11 protein-coding genes are annotated in these 13,102 nt (G+C 64.5%); 3 read left to right on the top strand and 8 right to left on the bottom strand.

Annotation, left to right across the window (positions count from 1 at the left end; genetic code table 11):
• Nucleotides 1-2: 2 nt before the first annotated feature.
• Nucleotides 3-356: a DUF4259 domain-containing protein gene (locus HWX32_RS05730; RefSeq protein ID WP_175935118.1), complete on the top strand. Its 354-nt coding sequence runs from the start codon at nucleotides 3-5 to the stop codon at nucleotides 354-356.
• On the opposite strand, the gene HWX32_RS05725 is transcribed toward HWX32_RS05730, so the two are convergent.
• The 8 genes from HWX32_RS05725 to HWX32_RS05690 form a co-directional block, all read right to left on the bottom strand.
• The gene (locus tag HWX32_RS05725) at nucleotides 353-2,098 is read right to left on the bottom strand and encodes a choline/carnitine O-acyltransferase (RefSeq protein WP_175935117.1); all 1,746 of its coding nucleotides are present in this window, start codon (nucleotides 2,096-2,098) and stop codon (nucleotides 353-355) included. The two genes, HWX32_RS05730 and HWX32_RS05725, sit on opposite strands and share 4 nt — an antisense overlap.
• Nucleotides 2,099-2,194: 96 nt before the next feature.
• Nucleotides 2,195-3,832 (bottom strand): ABC transporter ATP-binding protein, encoded by a 1,638-nt coding sequence (locus HWX32_RS05720; RefSeq protein ID WP_175935116.1) that lies wholly within the window; start codon nucleotides 3,830-3,832, stop codon nucleotides 2,195-2,197.
• Complete coding sequence (locus HWX32_RS05715; RefSeq protein ID WP_175935115.1) at nucleotides 3,832-4,842, bottom strand: ABC transporter permease; 1,011 nt, start codon at nucleotides 4,840-4,842, stop codon at nucleotides 3,832-3,834. The genes HWX32_RS05720 and HWX32_RS05715 overlap by 1 nt, the downstream gene beginning before the upstream one ends.
• A complete protein-coding gene (locus HWX32_RS05710; RefSeq protein WP_075466922.1) occupies nucleotides 4,842-5,789 on the bottom strand; it encodes an ABC transporter permease in 948 nt (315 codons plus the stop codon). Before HWX32_RS05710 ends, HWX32_RS05715 begins: the two co-directional genes overlap by 1 nt.
• Nucleotides 5,790-5,795: 6 nt before the next feature.
• Entirely contained in the window at nucleotides 5,796-7,352 is a 1,557-nt protein-coding gene (locus tag HWX32_RS05705; protein WP_175935114.1) for an ABC transporter substrate-binding protein, read from the bottom strand.
• A 3-nt stretch (nucleotides 7,353-7,355) separates the two neighbouring features.
• Entirely contained in the window at nucleotides 7,356-8,195 is an 840-nt protein-coding gene (locus tag HWX32_RS05700) for a TetR family transcriptional regulator C-terminal domain-containing protein (RefSeq protein WP_175935113.1), read from the bottom strand.
• A 101-nt stretch (nucleotides 8,196-8,296) separates the two neighbouring features.
• Nucleotides 8,297-9,562, bottom strand: a complete 1,266-nt coding sequence (locus HWX32_RS05695) for an alpha/beta fold hydrolase (RefSeq protein WP_175935112.1) — start codon at nucleotides 9,560-9,562, stop codon at nucleotides 8,297-8,299.
• A gap of 20 nt (nucleotides 9,563-9,582) precedes the next feature.
• A complete protein-coding gene (locus HWX32_RS05690) occupies nucleotides 9,583-10,443 on the bottom strand; it encodes a bile acid:sodium symporter family protein (RefSeq protein WP_175935111.1) in 861 nt (286 codons plus the stop codon).
• A gap of 78 nt (nucleotides 10,444-10,521) precedes the next feature.
• Here HWX32_RS05690 and uvrB point away from each other — a divergent pair, with 78 nt between their 5' ends.
• Complete coding sequence (gene uvrB, locus HWX32_RS05685) at nucleotides 10,522-12,621, top strand: excinuclease ABC subunit UvrB (protein ID WP_175935110.1); 2,100 nt, start codon at nucleotides 10,522-10,524, stop codon at nucleotides 12,619-12,621.
• Between the two features lie 19 nt (nucleotides 12,622-12,640).
• Nucleotides 12,641-13,099 carry a universal stress protein gene (locus tag HWX32_RS05680; protein WP_175935109.1) on the top strand — a complete coding sequence of 153 codons (459 nt, stop codon included), beginning with the start codon at nucleotides 12,641-12,643 and terminating at the stop codon, nucleotides 13,097-13,099.
• Nucleotides 13,100-13,102: the final 3 nt, after the last annotated feature.

Below are 13,102 nucleotides of genomic sequence, written 5' to 3'. Positions count from 1 at the left end.
CCATGGGAACGTGGAATACGGGGCCGTTTGATAACGACCCCGCTGTTGACGCCGTCGCCGCAATAGCGAACGGCTCGTTCCGCATGGACCAGTTCCGCTTCGAATGCGGTGGGGGACCGCTTGCTGCCGACGATGCGGAATCCGTCATCGCACTCGCTGCCGTACTCAACGGGCACGTGCCGGATGAGTACGCGGCGAGCGGGTTGAGTTACCCGTTCACGCTGGACGACAAACAGTGGATTCGCAGGCGCGCCCAAGCTGCGGTGCGTCCCGGCGGTTCGGAGTTGTACTCCCTATGGGAGGCGACGGGCGAACTCGAAGAGTGGCTCGAAGTCACCCGCCGCTTCGTGTCCTAGAGGCCCTTGCAGAAGTCCCAGAACATCTCGGAGGCCTTCACCAAGTTGGCGCGGAACTCTTCCGGCTGCTCGGCAGTCTCGGTGTTCCAGGAGACGCAGAACTCGCCGTCCTTCGGCAACGGGGTGTAGGCCACGCCGAAACCTTCCGGCAGGGAGGGGGCGAAGCTGTAGCGCACCACCTGGTCCGCACCGCCGATGGAGGTGGTGGACAGGAAGTCGCGGCGCGCGGCCGTCGCAGCCTCGTCGGTGAAGAACGGGTCCGAATCGTCGATCGTGGCCATCATCTGGAAGTGGCGGTCGAAGCCATTGCCGGACTTGCAGCGCTTCACCCAGCCGCGGTGGGCGTTTACGGCTTCTTCGAGGTCGTCGGCGGTGGCGGCGCCGTCGACAAGCTTGCGCGCGAAGTTCACGGCCTCAGGGGTCGCCGCGCGCAGGCATTCGGTGCGGCCGGCGCGGAACTCGCGCATGTCCACGGCTTCGTAGACAGCGCGCACGTGGCCGTAGGTGAGCTGCTGCGCGATAGACATGGTGAGCTGGGCGGATGCGTCGCGGGAGACCTTGAACGGCATCTCGGCCGGCTGGTTGTGCGGCACGGTGACGATCTCAGTGTCGAACTTCTCCGCCTGTGCCAGCGTGGCGTCGAGCTCAGTCTGGAGCTTCGCAGCGATCTCGTCGCTGATCTCCCAGTTGAGGAACTGCGGCTCGATGTCGGTAAGGGTGTCGGACGCTTCCTCCGGCAGGGCGACGGCCTGCATGCGGGTGATCGCGGTGACCAGGGTGGCGCCGTCCTGGCAGGAGTGCTCGACGTGGATGGCCATCCAGTCGTCGCGCAGCGAGACCTGGTAGCTCATCGGCTTGTACAGCCACGCGCCGCGCGGCTTGAAGGTGGCGGTGCGGATGTGCTCGCGGTCGGAGGCGATTTCCTCGTCCACGATATCGATGGTGAACAGCATGTCGCGCAAGCGGTCGTACACGCCCTGGTTGTAACCCAGCTCGAGCAGATCGGGCAGGATCTCGGCCAGCGCGCCCGAGCCGATCAGCGACGGCGCGTTGAAGTCGAAGGTGCCTTCCTCGCTCTGGCCGGCCTCGATGATCTTCTCCAGAGCGGCCTTGATGGCCTCGGCGGAAGCGGGCTTGCCCTCATCGTCGGAGATTTGTAGCGCGAAGAACTTACCGTCGAAGAACACGCCGATCTCGCGGTTGGCGGCGCCCTGCTCGGCCTGGAGGATCACGTCCTCCTCAGGCTGTGGATGGCGCAGCGCACCGGCGTAGGGGAACCACTGGTTCATGGTGATGCGGTTGCCGCGCGCGTCCTGGTCTTCCGGGGTCGTGCCCGCCGCAGCTTCGAGGTGGATCACGGCCGCACGCTGGATCAGCTCCACGGCACGGTCGAGGCCGACCGGCATGTCTTTGCCCGGCATCGTGATCTGGAAGCCGACGTTGGTGGACAACGCCAGCGGCTCGCGCACGGTGAGGTAGCCCGAGTACCACTCGTTGTGCAGCCAGTTCACGCCCTGCTCCTCGCGCTCGGCGGCGCGCTCGCGCAGCTGCGAGTCAAGTTCCGGGCCCTTACCGGTGCGAAAATCCTCCACAATACCCTTGGCGCGTTCGAGCTCCTCGCCCGAAAGAACCGCCTCCAGCGCGTGGCTGTAGGCGTCGAGTGAGGAATCGAGCGGCGGGACCGGCAGCGGCTTCAGGTCGGTGGTCGCGGGGTGCGGTGCGATGGTCAGGTTCTCAGCCATGGAAAATGCGCCTTCCGTAGGAAACTTAGGTTACGACACCAGCGTACCTACGGTCAGGCGCATGTTCTCGCGGATAAAAGACTGCCTCCCCGAGCGTTAGAACTCCGGGATGTTGGCTAGCAGTTGCTGCGTGTATTCGTGCTGCGGATTCTCCAGGACCTCGTCGACGGGGCCTTCGTCGACAATAACGCCCTTGTTCAGCACGGCCACGCGTGTTGCGGTGTGCCGAGCGAGCGCGATGTTGTGGGTGACAAACAGCATGGACAGGCCACGTTCCTGGCGCAGCTCCGCGAGCAGACGCAGAATCGATGCCTGCACAGAGACGTCGAGCGCCGAGGTGATTTCGTCGCATACCAACACGCTCGGCGCGTTGACGAGCGCGCGGCCGATGGCGGCGCGCTGACGTTCGCCGCCCGAGAGGTCGCCAGGACGGCGGTCGAAAAAGGAGCGGTCCAGCTGTACGGCTTCGAGCACGTCCTCCACCGCCTGGCGCTGTTCGGAGCGGGAGAGCTCCCCGGACATTTGCAGCGGCACGGTCAACGACTCGCCGATCGTGCGCCGCGGGTTCAACGAGGAAAACGGTGACTGGAAGATGTACTGGATATCCTGGCGCTGGCCGACGGTGCGCTTGCGGCTGCCGTGCTCGAGCACCTCGCCGCGCAGCGCGACCTCGCCCGTGTAATCCGGGTTGAGACCGGCAACCGAGCGGGCCAGCGTCGTCTTACCGGAACCGGACTCGCCGAGCAGCAAAATGGACTCACCCTGCTCGAGGGTGAGGTTGATGCCGTGGAGCACCTTGTTGTCTCCGTACGCCATTTCCAGGTCGCGCACCGCGAGCAGCGGTGCGGGCTCTTCGCTGCCGCCGCCGAACGGGGCGGGGCGGCCGTGGCCGGTGATGTCCTTGCGGCCCTGCAGGTCCGGGATGGAGGCGAGCAACTTCTCGGTGTAGGGGTGCTGGGGATCGTACAGCACGGTGTCCACCGGCCCCTCTTCCACAATGTCGCCGCGGAGCATGACCACCACGCGGTCCGACAGCTCAGCGACCACGGCTAAGTCGTGGGTGATGTAGAGCGAGGCGACGTCGTTGCGTTGCGTCATCGTGCGGATCGTCTCCAGCACGTGCGCCTGGGTGGACACGTCGAGGCCTGTCGTCGGCTCGTCCAAAATCAGCACGTCCGGGTACATCGCGAACGCCATCGCGATGCCGACGCGCTGCTGCTGGCCGCCGGAGAGCTGGTGCGGCCAGCGGGCGAGGTATTCGTCCGTGTCAGGCAGGTCCACATCCCGCATGACCTCGCGAACACGTGCGACGGCGTCGCCGTCGAAGCCGTGGATGTCCAGCACCTCGCGGATCTGCTCACCCACCCGCATCGTCGGGTTCAGGCTCAAGGCCGGATCCTGGGGCACATAGGCCACGCGGGCGCCGCGTAATTCGCGGAGGCCGTCCTCGTCCAGGTCGAGTACGTCGACGGTTTCGCCGGCGTGGGTGTGGAGAGTCACGGAGCCGTCGTAAAGCGAAAGCCCCGCGCGGAAATGCCCCATGGCAGCGAGACCTGCCGTGGTCTTGCCGGAGCCGGATTCGCCGACGAGGCCAACGATCTCGCCGCGGTGGAGATCGAAGTCGATGCCGTGGAGGATCTCGGTGCCCTCGAGCGTGCCCAGGCGGAGGTTTCGCACCTCCAGCACCACTTGTTGGTTTGCCGGCTGGGCACCGGGACGATAAGCGGTAGTCATCAGCGGGTCTCCTTTACCGGGGCGCCGTGGCGGATGGGTTCGTTTTTCGGCTGCTGCTCACCCGCGACCTGCGCGCCGGAGCGCTTGACCGGCATGGCAGTGGTGGCGGTGGCGCGGGCGGTCGCGTCGGCGAGCAGGTTTGTGCCGATGGTGAGCAACGCGATCGCGATCACCGGCAACAGCACACCCCACGGCTGAATGGACAGCGCGATGCGGTTCTCGTTGATCATCAGGCCCCAGTCCGCGGTCGGCGGCTGGATACCCAAACCCAAGAAGGACAGGGAGGCGATCGAGCCGATGGAGTACGTCAGACGCAGTCCGGCCTCCACGGCGAGGGGGCCGGTGATGTTCGGCAACACTTCCTGGCCCAAGATCTTCCAGTGCGGCACTGAGTACATCTGGGCGGCGCGGATGTAGTCCTCGTTGGTCACATCCAGCGTCGCCGCGCGGGCCACGCGGGCGATGCGCGGAGCGTGGGTGAGCCCGATGACCAGCACCAAAACGGTAGCCGAAGGGCCGAAGATCACGATGGCGAGCATGGCGAAGATAAGCTGCGGGAACGCGAGCAACACGTCATTGAGGCGCATGAGCACCGAGTCGGTCGCACCGCCGGTGTACCCCGCGATCATGCCGATGATCGTGCCCACCACCATGCCGAGCACGGTGGCGAGAAACGCGGTGATGAGCAGGACGAGACCGCCAGCCACGAAGCGCGAAAGCACGGAGCGGCCCAGGTTGTCGGTGCCGAATGCTCCCGTGTCGGTGAACGGCAACCCGATGAACTCGGTGGTGGAGTAGCCGGTGAGCTGCTCGGCGAAGAGGTAGCCCACCACCGTGAGCAGGAGAATGATGCCGGTGATGATCAGGCCGACCTTGCCCTCGTTCTGGGCCCAGATGCGGGAGAGCAACGGCGCGGGCTTGGACAATGAAGTCTTCAGCTCGTCGCCCGTTCGCTGATCGGGCGAGGGGTTCTCCAACGGCGTTTCGAGCGAGTTTTCAGGAGTAGCCATTAGTTGCTCCTTAGCTTCGGATTGGCAAGGATGCCGACAATGTCGGCGAGCAGGTTCACCACGACATACACCGCGGCGATGAGCAGCGAGACGGCCTGGACGACTTGGACGTCGCGGTAGTTCACTGCGTCGATAAGCGCGACGCCGAGGCCGGGGTAACGGAACAGGTACTCCACCACCACGATGCCGCCGGCGAGCCACGCCAGCTGGATCGCCACCACCTGGGCGATCGGGCCCACCGCGTGCGGCAGGGCGTGGCGGAAAATCACGCGACGCTCCGGCACGCCTTTCAAGCGGGCCATTTCGACGTATCCGGAATCGAGCGTTTCAATCATCGTCGCCCGCGTCATGCGCGCGATGTACGGGCTGACCACCAACGTCAACGTGAGCGTGGGGAGAATGAGCTGCGAGGGGAACTCCCACACGTTGCTGCCCGGAGGACTCATGGTCACCGCGGGCAGCACCTGGAACACCGAGGTGGCAAACAGGGTGATCAGGGCGATGCCGATGACAAATTCCGGCATTGCGGCCAGAATGAGCGTGACCCAGGTGATCGCGGTGTCGCGCTTGTAACCACGCCACCACGCTGCGTAGATGCCCACGAGAATACCCAGCGGGATCGCGAACAGCGCCGCGAGCGCCATGAGCACCAAAGAGTTGACCAGCGGTTTGCCCAACAGCTCAGACACGGCGCCGCCGGTGGACGTCGACGTGCCGAAATCGCCCGTGAACACCCCGCCGAGCCACAGGAAGTACCGCTCCACCGCGGGTTTATCCAGGTTCATCTCTGCCTCGAGCGCCGCGATGCGTTCCGGGGTGGCCTGTTGGCCCAGGATCGCCTCCGCGGGGGAGCCCGGAAGCAGGAGGGTGGCGCAGAAAATGATGACGGACACGGCGAACAGGATGAAGATGCTCACCGCGAGCCTGCGAAGAATGAACTTGCCCATCGTCGGTTAAACCTCCGCAATCCAAACGTTTTCGAACATTGCCTGACCCAGCGGCATGCCGCCCGGGTGCTGGGTAAGCCCGACGACGTAATCGTGGTACGCGTCGACCTGGTTGGCGAAGCCCCAGATGATGTAGCCACCTTCGTCGTAAAGCTCTCGCTGCAGCTCGCGGATCATCTCGCCGCGCTGTTGTTCGTCGACAATCGTGCGCGCGTCGTTCGCCTTCGCGGTGAATTCATCGTCCACCCAGTGCGTCTCGTTGAACGGCGAATCCGCGGTGGCGCACTGGTTGACCTGCTGCAGGAAGTTTCGCGTGTAGTAGAAGGTCAGCGCGAACGGGTACTCCAGGTAGTTGCCTTCCGCGAAGAAGGTGGAGGAATCAACCTGCTCGATCTTCACGTTGATCCCGGCGGCGCGCGCCTGCTCCGCGAAGACCTGGGCGGAACGCACAGCACCGGTCTGGATCTCGGCGGCTGCGAGCGTGACATCGATGCCGTCGGGGTAGCCGGCTTCCGCGAGCAAGCGCTTCGCCTCCTCGATGTCCTGCTCGCGCTGCGGGAAGTCGTGCGGGTAGGCGTTGTCGTAGACGGCGAACATGTCGTTGCCCACCTGTCCCTCGCCGGAGTAGACCTGATCCACCATCTGCTGGCGGTTCGTGGCAAGACGCATTGCTTGGCGCACGCGCACGTCGTTGAAGGGTTCGACGTCCACGCGCATGGTCAGCGGCAGCCACATGCCGGTTTCCGAAACCAGGATGGATAGGCGCGGGTCGGCTTCGATTACGCGGGCGAGCGAGTGGTTCAAGCTACCGACTGCATCCACCTGGGAGGACAGCAACGCGTTGAGCATCGCGTCCTCCTCCTGGAAGTCGATGAGCTCGAGGCGCTCCAAGTACGGCGCGCCGCCCCAGAAGTGCTCGTTGCGCACCAGCACAGTCGACTGTCCGGGGGAGAAGTGCTCGAGCTTGAACGGCCCGGCACCGACCGGATTCTTCGGGTCGTAGCCTTCCGGGACGATGCCCATCTGGTACTCCGCCAGCGAATCGATAAGCGTCGCGTCGGGCGCGGAAAGGTAGATTTTGAGCGTTTGCTTATCGACGACTTCCATCCGCTCAATATGGTTAATCGAGGCCGCACCCGACTTCGGATCGTCCGGATCCTTAATGCGGTCGAGTGAGAAGATCACGTCCTCCGGGCGCACCGGCGAGCCGTCCGAAAACAGCGCGCCCTCACGCAGCGTGACCGTCCACTCGTCCGCGGCGTCGTTCGGCTCGATCGCCGTGGCCAGCCGGTACTGCAGCTGGTACTCCTCGTCGCGTCGCGCCAGTGCGTCGTACATGTTGATCAGCCGGGCGCCGTCGGATTGGCTGGCGGGGATGTGCGCGTCGATAGTGTCGGTCGCGGATCCGCCCACGAGCCCAACGCGTAACGTGCCGCCCTCCTTGGGCGGGCCTGAGGTATCGATCTGTTCGACCGGTGCCGCATTCGAGCACGACGTCAGCGTCAATGCGGCTCCGCCGAGCACCGTGGCACGCAATAATTGGCGCCGAGTGAGTTGAACCATAATCTAGCTGTCCCTTTCCTCTTCCACTTCCGGCAACACCCAGGTGCGCAGGTACGCCGTCACGGCATCGCGGGCCTGCTCCGGGGAGAGCACCCCCGAAATCATCCGCACCCCGAAACCGTCGATCATCGCGGTGACCGCGTTGACCATGGGCTCCGGCTCGCCGGGGTAGAACCGGCCTGCGGCAATGCCCTCCTCGACGATTCCGCGCAGACCCTGTTGCCAACGCGAGTACGCGGCAGCCGTGGCCTGTTGGGCGTCGCTGAACGCAGGCGCCGATGCCCAGAATTGCGCCCACGTCGTCCACTCCCGCTTCGATTCCGGGGAACCGTCGAGCTGCACCTCCGCGAAGCGCAACAGCCGTTCGGCCGGATCCTGAATCTCGCCGAGGAACTCCCGGCGGGCCGCAGCTTGCGTCGCGCAGAGATCGAGGGTGGCGATGAAGATGTCGTTTTTCGAGTGGAAGTAGTAGAGCACTGTCGGCTGCGACATGCCGGCGGCAGCCGCAATCTCGGCGACGGTGACTGATTGGTAGCCGCGGGCCGTGAACAACGGCCAGGCGGCATCGAGGATGTCTTGCTTGCGCCGGGCGAATTCGGCGCCGCTCATCCTGGGGTTGGGGTGCTCGACCGGATCAGGTTCCGGCATTGCCAGACACTCGACATCCACGCCTGTGAGTTCGGCGAGGCGGTCGAGTTCACCCGCGCTGAACTTGCGCACGCCGGCCAGCGACTTCGACAGCTTGCTCGGGTCGATCCCGAGGGGCTCGGCGACAAAGCGCTGTTTCAGGCCCGCGGCCTGGATGGCGGCACGCGCAGCCTGATGCGGGTGGGAAGAAACCATACGAATAAACGTATGGTTTCCTGTGTGCGATCGCAACTCATTGATCAGAATTCAATGTTGCGATCGCAACTTTTCGTCTCCGGGGGTATCGGGGCAGGGAGTTAGGACTCCTTGTGCAGCGCGTCGTGGACCATGTTGAAGACCTCGGCGCCGTGGAGGTAGATCCCGTCGTGCTGGTACTCGGGGTGGCTGACCACGGTGACGTTCGGTATCTTCGCCGCCGTTTCTTTCGCGAAGTCGTACGGGATGAACATGTCATCCTCGTAGAGCAGAATTGCCGTGGGCACCTCGTTCTTCAACAGCTGCTCCTCGTTCGCAACCGGCAACCAGTCGGCCTTGAGCGCGATGTCGTAGACGTAGTCGCGGAACGGTGCCATCGCCGGATCCTGGTCGAAGTGGAAGCGGCAGAACGCGTTGCCCAGCGGGTAGAACTTCTCGCCGCGCGGGTCTGCGTCCAGCTCGAAGCCCTCGCGGCTCTGGTACACGCGTTCGCCGGACCAGTCGGTGGCGTCCTCGGTGAGCCCGCCGAAGATCTGCTCGTGGATCACCGGCCACATGGGGTTCGTCTCGGTGCTCACGATCATGCCGACGGTGGCCAGGAAGTCGGTGCGCAGCCACTTCTCGCCGTCGACGCGGTGGAACGGCTCCTCCAGCAGGATCGCCAGCTTCTCCCAGCCGGACTCTTCACCGAGCATCACGCCGGTAAAGCGGAAGCGCTCGGAGGTGAGGCGCTCGCCGGTAGGCAAGAACTCCTCCACGTTGTTCAGGTGCTCGCCGACCTCGCGGATGCGGTCCTCGATCCAGGGGTGCTCGTCGTAAAGCTTCTGCACACGACGCTCCAACAGGTCGAGGATCTTCGCGTTGTAGAAGTCCGCCGTGATGCCGAACGGCGGCATGGAGCCGGTAATCATCGCACGGTTTATGCCCTCGGGGAAGTAGGACAGGTACGCGCCGATGCAGATGCCGCCGAACGAGTTGCCCAGCAGGTCCCACTTCTCAAAGCCCAGGTGCTTGCGCAGATCCTCCGCGTCCGCCGCGATGTCCGGCGGACGCAGGTGGGTGAGGCGCTCAAGGTTGATCAGGTCGGTGCGCGATTTGTCGATGCGGGTGGAGCGGCCCGTGCCGCGTTCGTCGATAAGGAAGATGCGGTAGTGCTTCAGCGCCTCCGGGATCCACGGCATCATTGTGCGCGGCCCGGGGTTGCCGGGCCCGCCCTGGAAGTAGGCGAGTGGCGGGGCGTCCGGATTAACAAACAGCTCGCGCGCGAACACCTCGAGCGTGCCCAGCGACGGGTTCTCGCGGTCCCAGGGGACCTCGATAATGTGCTCGCGTACTTGGAAACCTTCGGGGATCAGAGTGGAGATCATGGCGGCCATTATCCCACGGTTCAAGACGCGGAGGGCAGAAGTGGCATCTGCTTGTCCGCGCCGAAGCGTTTCGCGAACGCCATGAGCACGAACATCATGAAGCTGTTGATGAACACGAGGGTGATGAACACCAGCGGCTCCTCGAACGCCATCGCGGTGATCACGCCAGCGGCCGTGTTGCGCTGCGCGGTGCCCAGCGCGGCGAGCTGGGAGCGCTCCGCCAAATCGTCGCCCACGCCGTAGCCCACGTAGAACGCCACGAGCAGGGCCAGCATGCCCACGCCCACGGCCTTCCACAGCTGGGCGTCGGTGAAGTAGGAGCCGAACGCGACAATGGAGAGCACGAGAAACGCCAGCATGATGGCGTTGGCTGCCTTGCTGATTACGGGCTGGATCCTTTCGGTGACAGCGGGGGCAAACTTCAACATCGCCATGCCGGCCGCGAGCGGCAGCACCATCTGGACCAGCAGCGGCTTAATCAGGGCCCAGGCTGAGACATCCACCCCGCCCAGTAGCGGCGGCAGAAGCACCGGCACTACTAGCACGGTGGCCGCCATGAGGATCAGCTGCACCGTAGCGCCCATGGCCACCGAGTTCTTGCTCAGGTTGGTCAGCGCCATGATCAGCGGGGCGCCGGCGACGGTGCCGTGGATGAGCATGCCGGTCGCGTACGGCCCCTCAATTCCAAACAGCGTGACAAAAAGCAGCATGATGCCGGGCACGACGAGGAAGTTCACCAGCAGAAGCCGCAGGTGGAAGCGCCAGTGCGAGATGCTGTTGCGCAGCGCGTCGGTGGACAGAGTCAATCCGGTGGAGAACATCATGGCCACGACAAACAGGACGGACGCCGGCGCCATCGCGGTCTGGAGCGTTTCGAACATACCGCCCACGCTACCTGCGGGTCTGGGGTGTGGGGGCGGAGCTCGTCGATAAGCAATTGCCCAATTAGACTGCCCCCTATGGCATTTGCTGCTGAACACCCTGTCCTCGCGCAGTCCGAATTCCGCCCGGTGGGCGAGATTGAGCGTCGAGAGAAGGCCTTTGAGGTCGTCTCCGAGTACGAGCCGTCGGGCGACCAGCCGACGGCGATCAAAGAGCTGGACGAGCGGCTGCGCCGCGGCGAGGAAGACGTGGTGCTTATGGGCGCCACCGGTACCGGTAAATCCGCCACCGCCGCCTGGCTCATTGAGAAGCAGCAGCGGCCCACACTCGTGATGGCGCCGAACAAGACGCTGGCGGCGCAGCTGGCCAACGAGCTGCGCCAGCTGCTGCCGAACAACGCGGTGGAGTACTTCGTGAGCTACTACGACTACTACCAACCGGAAGCGTATATCGCGCAGACGGACACCTACCTTGAGAAGGACTCGTCGATCAACGACGACGTGGAGCGCCTGCGCCACTCCGCCACCTCGGCGCTTTTGTCCCGCCGCGACGTGGTGGTGGTCGCATCGGTGTCCTGCATCTATGGCCTGGGCACGCCGCAATCGTACTTGGATCGCTCGATTGTGCTGCGGGTGGGCGAAGAGGTGGAGCGCGACAGGTTTTTGCGCTTGCTTGTCGACGTGCAGTACGAGCGCAACGACATCGACTTCAAACGCGGCACCTTCCGCGTGAAAGGCGACACCGTGGACATCATCCCGGCGTATGAGGAAGTCGCCGTGCGCGTCGAGTTCTTCGGCGACGAGGTGGACGCGGTCTATTACATCCACCCGCTGACCGGCGATGTGATCAGCCAGGAAGAGGAGGTACGCATCTTCCCGGCCACCCACTACGTGGCGACGGACGAGCGCATGGAAAAGGCGATCGAGGCGATCAAGCTCGAACTCGCGGACCGCCTGGAGGAGCTCGAGAACAAGGGCAAACTGCTGGAGGCGCAGCGGCTTCGCATGCGCACCGAGTACGACTTGGAGATGATCCAGCAGGTGGGCTTCTGCTCCGGCATTGAGAACTACTCGCGGCACATGGACGGCCGCCCCGCGGGCTCGGCGCCGGCGACGCTGATTGATTACTTCCCGGAGGACTTCCTCACCATCATCGACGAGTCGCACGTGACCGTCCCGCAGATCGGCGGCATGTTCGAAGGCGACATGTCGCGCAAGCGCAACCTGGTGGAGTTCGGCTTCCGCCTGCCATCAGCGGTAGATAACCGGCCGCTGACCTTCGACGAGTTCGAGGCGCGCGTGGGCCAGACTGTGTACATGTCGGCAACCCCGGGCGACTATGAGCTGGCGGCCTCCGGCGGCGAGTTCGTCGAGCAGGTGATTCGCCCGACCGGCCTGGTGGATCCGAAGGTTACGGTCAAACCCACGAAGGGCCAGATCGACGACCTCATCGAGGAGATCCGCCAACGCACCAAGAAGGACGAGCGCGTCCTGGTGACCACGCTGACCAAGCGCATGGCCGAGGACCTCACCGACTACTTCCTGGATAACGGCATCAAGGTGCGCTACCTGCACTCCGACATCGACACCCTGCAGCGCGTGGAGTTGCTGCGCCAGCTGCGCCTCGGCGAGTTCGACGTGCTCGTGGGCATCAACCTGTTGCGCGAGGGCCTCGACCTGCCCGAGGTGTCGCTGGTGGCCATCCTGGACGCCGACAAGGAAGGCTTCCTGCGGTCCACGAAGTCGCTCATCCAGACCATCGGCCGCGCCGCACGAAACGTCTCCGGCGAGGTGATTATGTACGCCGACAACATCACCGAGTCCATGCAGGAGGCGATCGACGAAACCGAGCGCCGCCGCGAGAAGCAGATCGCCTACAACAAAGAGCACGGCATCGACCCCCAGCCGCTGCGCAAGGCTATCGCGGACATCTTGGACCAGGTGTACGAGAACGGCGACGAGGACGCCCCCGCCTCGCTGAGCTCCGACGCGGCCGTCGCGGACAAACCCGATGTGTCGAAGATGGCTTCCGACGAGGTGCAGAAGCTTATCGACGACCTCACGGTGCAGATGCGCGACGCCGCCCGCGAGCTGAAGTTCGAACTTGCCGGGCGCTTGCGCGACGAGATCGCGGACCTGAAGCGCGAGCTGCGTGGTATTAAAGACACAGGCAATTAACGAAAGGTTGGATCTCACCATGCACGCCTACAAATCCATCGCCGTCGGCACGGACGGTTCACCCACCTCCATGGTGGCCGTGCGCGCCGCCGCAAGCCTCGCGCGTGTGTACGGGGCAAAGTTGACCATCATCTGCGCGCACTACACCGCGTCCGGCTCGATGCTGAACTCCACGAACGCTGAGCTGAGCAAGGTGGATATCGTCACGGAGACGAACGCCGAGGAGATCCTCGCGCAGGCCGACGCGATTGCGAAGGAGGAGCAGGCGGGCGAGGTGAACTTGGTCACCCGCTCGGGCCAGCCGGCGAACGTGCTCATCGAGTCGGTGCAAGAGTTCGACGTGGACCTGCTGGTGGTGGGTAACAAGGGCATGCGCTCCATGGCGGGCCGCATTTTCGGCAACATCCCGGGCAGCGTGGCGAAGAAGGCGCCGGTGGATGTGATGCTGGTGGACACCCGGGCTGAGGGGCACGACTAATCA

Source organism: Corynebacterium sp. Marseille-P4321 (assembly GCF_903645305.1).
GTDB lineage: Bacteria > Actinomycetota > Actinomycetes > Mycobacteriales > Mycobacteriaceae > Corynebacterium.
The sequence above is the reverse complement of the archived record's forward strand: the minus strand, read 5'-3'. Positions and strand labels throughout refer to the sequence as shown.

Excerpts from the sequence above, each read along its gene's own strand:
- HWX32_RS05730 (WP_175935118.1), top strand. The coding sequence starts at position 3 with ATGGGAACGTGGAATACGGGGCCGTTTGATAACGACCCCGCTGTTGAC.
- HWX32_RS05725 (WP_175935117.1), bottom strand. The coding sequence starts at position 2,098 with ATGGCTGAGAACCTGACCATCGCACCGCACCCCGCGACCACCGACCTG.
- HWX32_RS05720 (WP_175935116.1), bottom strand. The coding sequence starts at position 3,832 with ATGACTACCGCTTATCGTCCCGGTGCCCAGCCGGCAAACCAACAAGTG.
- HWX32_RS05715 (WP_175935115.1), bottom strand. The coding sequence starts at position 4,842 with ATGGCTACTCCTGAAAACTCGCTCGAAACGCCGTTGGAGAACCCCTCG.
- HWX32_RS05710 (WP_075466922.1), bottom strand. The coding sequence starts at position 5,789 with ATGGGCAAGTTCATTCTTCGCAGGCTCGCGGTGAGCATCTTCATCCTG.
- HWX32_RS05705 (WP_175935114.1), bottom strand. The coding sequence starts at position 7,352 with ATGGTTCAACTCACTCGGCGCCAATTATTGCGTGCCACGGTGCTCGGC.
- HWX32_RS05700 (WP_175935113.1), bottom strand. The coding sequence starts at position 8,195 with ATGGTTTCTTCCCACCCGCATCAGGCTGCGCGTGCCGCCATCCAGGCC.
- HWX32_RS05695 (WP_175935112.1), bottom strand. The coding sequence starts at position 9,562 with ATGATCTCCACTCTGATCCCCGAAGGTTTCCAAGTACGCGAGCACATT.
- HWX32_RS05690 (WP_175935111.1), bottom strand. The coding sequence starts at position 10,443 with ATGTTCGAAACGCTCCAGACCGCGATGGCGCCGGCGTCCGTCCTGTTT.
- uvrB (WP_175935110.1), top strand. The coding sequence starts at position 10,522 with ATGGCATTTGCTGCTGAACACCCTGTCCTCGCGCAGTCCGAATTCCGC.
- HWX32_RS05680 (WP_175935109.1), top strand. The coding sequence starts at position 12,641 with ATGCACGCCTACAAATCCATCGCCGTCGGCACGGACGGTTCACCCACC.